At 42.1% G+C, this 3,443-nt stretch carries 5 protein-coding genes and 1 pseudogene; 4 read left to right on the forward strand and 2 right to left on the reverse strand.

All coding sequences use genetic code 11. The features are described from left to right. Positions 1-52: 52 nt before the first annotated feature. A complete protein-coding gene (locus tag ACXAC4_RS19065) occupies positions 53-334 on the reverse strand; it encodes a hypothetical protein (RefSeq protein WP_475164705.1) in 282 nt (93 codons plus the stop codon). After that, positions 327-752, reverse strand: coding sequence for a substrate-binding periplasmic protein (locus tag ACXAC4_RS19070; RefSeq protein WP_475164708.1), 426 nt, complete (start codon positions 750-752; stop codon positions 327-329). Before ACXAC4_RS19070 ends, ACXAC4_RS19065 begins: the two co-directional genes overlap by 8 nt. A gap of 179 nt (positions 753-931) precedes the next feature. Between ACXAC4_RS19070 and ACXAC4_RS19075 the strand changes: the two genes are divergently transcribed. From ACXAC4_RS19075 to ACXAC4_RS19090, 4 genes and pseudogenes are all read left to right on the forward strand, one after another. Then, positions 932-1,249: a hypothetical protein gene (locus ACXAC4_RS19075; RefSeq protein ID WP_475164710.1), complete on the forward strand. Its 318-nt coding sequence runs from the start codon at positions 932-934 to the stop codon at positions 1,247-1,249. Between the two features lie 88 nt (positions 1,250-1,337). Next, entirely contained in the window at positions 1,338-2,000 is a 663-nt protein-coding gene (locus ACXAC4_RS19080; RefSeq protein WP_475164713.1) for a substrate-binding domain-containing protein, read from the forward strand. A 99-nt stretch (positions 2,001-2,099) separates the two neighbouring features. Beyond that, positions 2,100-2,549, forward strand: coding sequence for a sodium:solute symporter family transporter (locus ACXAC4_RS19085; RefSeq protein WP_475164719.1), 450 nt, complete (start codon positions 2,100-2,102; stop codon positions 2,547-2,549). Positions 2,550-2,876: 327 nt separating this feature from the next. After that, positions 2,877-3,368: pseudogene (locus ACXAC4_RS19090) on the forward strand (HDOD domain-containing protein); the annotation flags it as partial. Between the last annotated feature and the right edge of the window lie 75 nt (positions 3,369-3,443).

The raw sequence follows: 3,443 nt of genomic DNA on the forward strand, positions 1-3,443 counted from the left end.
TTATCGGTACTTCGCCAATATCGCTTCTAGGCGACCTGCTTTACGGATTTCATCAATACCTTCTTGTAGATCCGTTAATATATCCATCACTCACATCGGAGCTAAAGCTAAAATATAACTGCCCTTCTGTGAGTACATAGACTTCTTCATATGCGTTGGTGTTAATCCCCAATTGTCGCATCACCCATTGCGCTACACGTGCTTCATAAGCCCACATGTCCACACGATTGGCATGGAGCTTTTTGGCCACCACTTCTGGAAATGGAGACAATTGTAGGCTCTTATCTTCTATTCCCAATGTATTGAGTGATTGCTCTCCAATATCATCACGCACAACACCAATGGTGTATGAACTGATCAGGTGAGGTGATTTTGATTTCCCGACCTTTTTTCGCTAAAACGACCACTCGTGTATCCGTGATGGGCCCTGCCCAAAGAAATAACTTTTCTCTTTTTGGTGTACGCGTCATCGAAAAGAGGACTTTCATGCGTCCTTTGAGTACTTTCTGATAACCTCTTGCCCAAGGCTCCAAATTGACCATTCTCGGCAGTACAGGGGGACCTTTTGCTCGGGTCGCTAGCTCAAGCAGTTCCACCGCGATACCTCTTAATTGACCTTTTTCTTTAAAATTATAAGGTGGATAGTGCTCCGTTATATACTCTAAATCTGTCAGATTCTGCTGACTTAGCGAGACTCGCATAAAGCACAAAAACACATAAAAAAAAACGATGCATGTAATTTCAATTTCCATCTGACACATTCTAAAAAGGTAGCTACAAGAGTGCCTTTTGACTAGGGTGTATTTCTCATCACTTCCAAATCCACACAATGAAGAATTGCCATCTGAATCACCAACCCTTACGATGGAGTCTTTTTTAATCTCCCAAGAACATATGAACACACAACAAAAACCTTACACCTTGAAGGATATTGCGCAAAAACCTGGTGTTTCCAGCGCAACTATTTCCAATGCCTTCAATCGACCCGATTCAACTCTCACCAGCTTTAAGAAAGAAAATCATGAAAGCCTGCGAAAAGCTTGGATATACAGGGCCAAACGCAGCTGCAAGGAGCTTAAGAACAGGTAAAACAGGCATTATCGGTGTCTACTTGGCCGATCCAATTCAGTACAGCTTTTCTGATCCAGTCGCTGCGCAATTCCTACAAGGCGTTTCTGAGGTCGCAGAGGCTGAGGGGATTAATATCCTTCTCTTTTCTGAACAAACACCAAGGCGCACAAAACTATAGCGTAGAAGCTGTACCTGATGGGTTTATCCTCTATGGTGCGCCGGAAGAAAAAGAAACATTGAATCGAATTCAACTCCAACGAAAGCCAATGGTTACTGTTGACTTTGACCTACATGATTACGCTTCAGTCCATATCGACAACGAAGATAGTGCTTATAAAATTGCAGACTATACCCTCTCACAAAACCCGGAAAAACAGGTTGCCATCCTCGGATTAAAGTTATCCAAGAAAAAACACTTAGGTGAACTGGAGATGGCCGACTGTTATGGGTCTAATACTTCGATTTCCAAGCGTCGTTTAGATGGGTATATCAAAGCACTGACTGACCATAATATCACTGAATATAGCATCTACAGTATCCCTAAAAATGTGGCAAGCCAATCAGAAATTATTGCACAGCGAGCAATTGTTCAAGGCGCTCAAATTTTACTCTGCATGAGTGATCGTATTGCCCTAAGTGCTATGAATGTTGCAAGAAAGAATGCGCTTCAGATCCCCGCTGAAGTTTGCATTGTTGGTTTTGATGGAATTGATGATGGAGAACATATTTACCCAGGACTGACAACCATGTGTCAAAGAAGTATTGATAAAGGAAGAGAAGCAGCAAAACGCTTGCTCAACATCACCGAACATGACACACCCTACACCTCCAACCGACCTCATTGTTCGTGGCAGTTGCTAACGAATAAAATAAGTGGCTTAGAAGGTGACTCTTCTAAGCCTTTGTTCAATTTATATCTTTTTCATTGACGTCCAATTCTATAGTTCTGCGTACCAAAATTGTTTACAGCATTGATTCTATCATTTAATCTTAATCGTTAAAGATTCTAAATAAATATAATAATTATCATGTTAGAATGGATGGATTACAGCATTTTACTGCTGTTTATGGCCTACAGTTTATGGGTTGGTTTCCGCGTAAAAAGCCAAGCTTCCCACTCGTCAACAGAGTATTTTCTAGCTGGTCGAAAGTTAAAAGGCTGGCAAGCAGGTCTTTCTATGGCTGCAACACAATTTGCTGCCGACACGCCATTATTAGTGACAGGTTTGATGGTCACAGGTGGTTTATTCTCGTCATGGAGACTATGGATTTATGGTCTTGCATTTTTGATGCTCGGCTTTTTAATCAGTGGCGCATGGAGACGCGCTGGCGTCCTGACAGATGCAGAGCTGACTTTGGTTCGTTATAGTGGAAAAGGCTCAGAATACACTTCGAGCATTAAAGGCCATTTACTACGGTACTTTTATCAATTGCGCGGTCATGGCTATGGTACTGATTGCAGCCACTCGTGTATTTGAAATATTCCTCCCCTGGCATCTTTGGCTACCAGAGAGCTTTTACCATTCACTTTCTGTTTGGGTTGATAGTACAGGGATTTCCATTGCTTCTGGATTAAGTGGATTGACTCAGGGAGTCGCAACGACAAATAACTTAATCAGCATCGCCCTCTTGCTGCTGTTTACAACACTTTATACGACATCTGGAGGCCTCTGGCAGGTGCTGCTACCGTCGAGTCAACAACGAAAGTTAACCTTAGCAATACGTAACTGAACGAAGTGAACATAACAGTACGTATTGCTAAGGTTAACGACGGTTAGATTCACCTCTTACACAGCACCTGTGAAGATGTGGGCACTGCCGCTGCGGTCTTAAAAGTCATTAACTCTCCGGCATATGGTATGTCTCGAACCATTACAGATATTCGCCAGGCCGTGATGTTTTTAGGTGTAAATTGCATCACACAATTAGTGACGGGTCACTTGCTTAAAAATGCTTTTAAACAAGAAGATTGTTGTATTTCGTTGCAGCGATTTTGGGATAATGCTACCGATATGTCGCAACTAGCGATAGCTATCGGTAAGCAAATAAAAACCACTGTCCCATTAGAAAACCTACAATTACTGGGTTTATTCCATGACTCAGGGATACCCGCAATGGCTATGCGCTTTGATAACTATAATGACTTGATGACTCGAGCCTATCAGAGAGGTGAGCAAAGTCTGCTTTATTATGAAGAGCAGATATATCCAGTAAATCATACCATTGTCGGTTATTACTTGGCGTCTTCTTGGCATTTACCTAAGCCTATTTGTCAGATGATTTTACGCCATCATGATGAAACCTAGGTGCTGTGTAAGAGGTGAATCTAACCGTCGTTAACCTTAGCAATACGTAACTCAACCAAGCACAAA

This window comes from Pseudoalteromonas sp. AWM4_233 (assembly GCF_056158285.1).

Excerpts from the sequence above, each read along its gene's own strand:
- ACXAC4_RS19080 (WP_475164713.1), top strand. The coding sequence starts at position 1,338 with ATGGTTACTGTTGACTTTGACCTACATGATTACGCTTCAGTCCATATC.
- ACXAC4_RS19070 (WP_475164708.1), bottom strand. The coding sequence starts at position 752 with ATGGAAATTGAAATTACATGCATCGTTTTTTTTTATGTGTTTTTGTGC.
- ACXAC4_RS19085 (WP_475164719.1), top strand. The coding sequence starts at position 2,100 with ATGTTAGAATGGATGGATTACAGCATTTTACTGCTGTTTATGGCCTAC.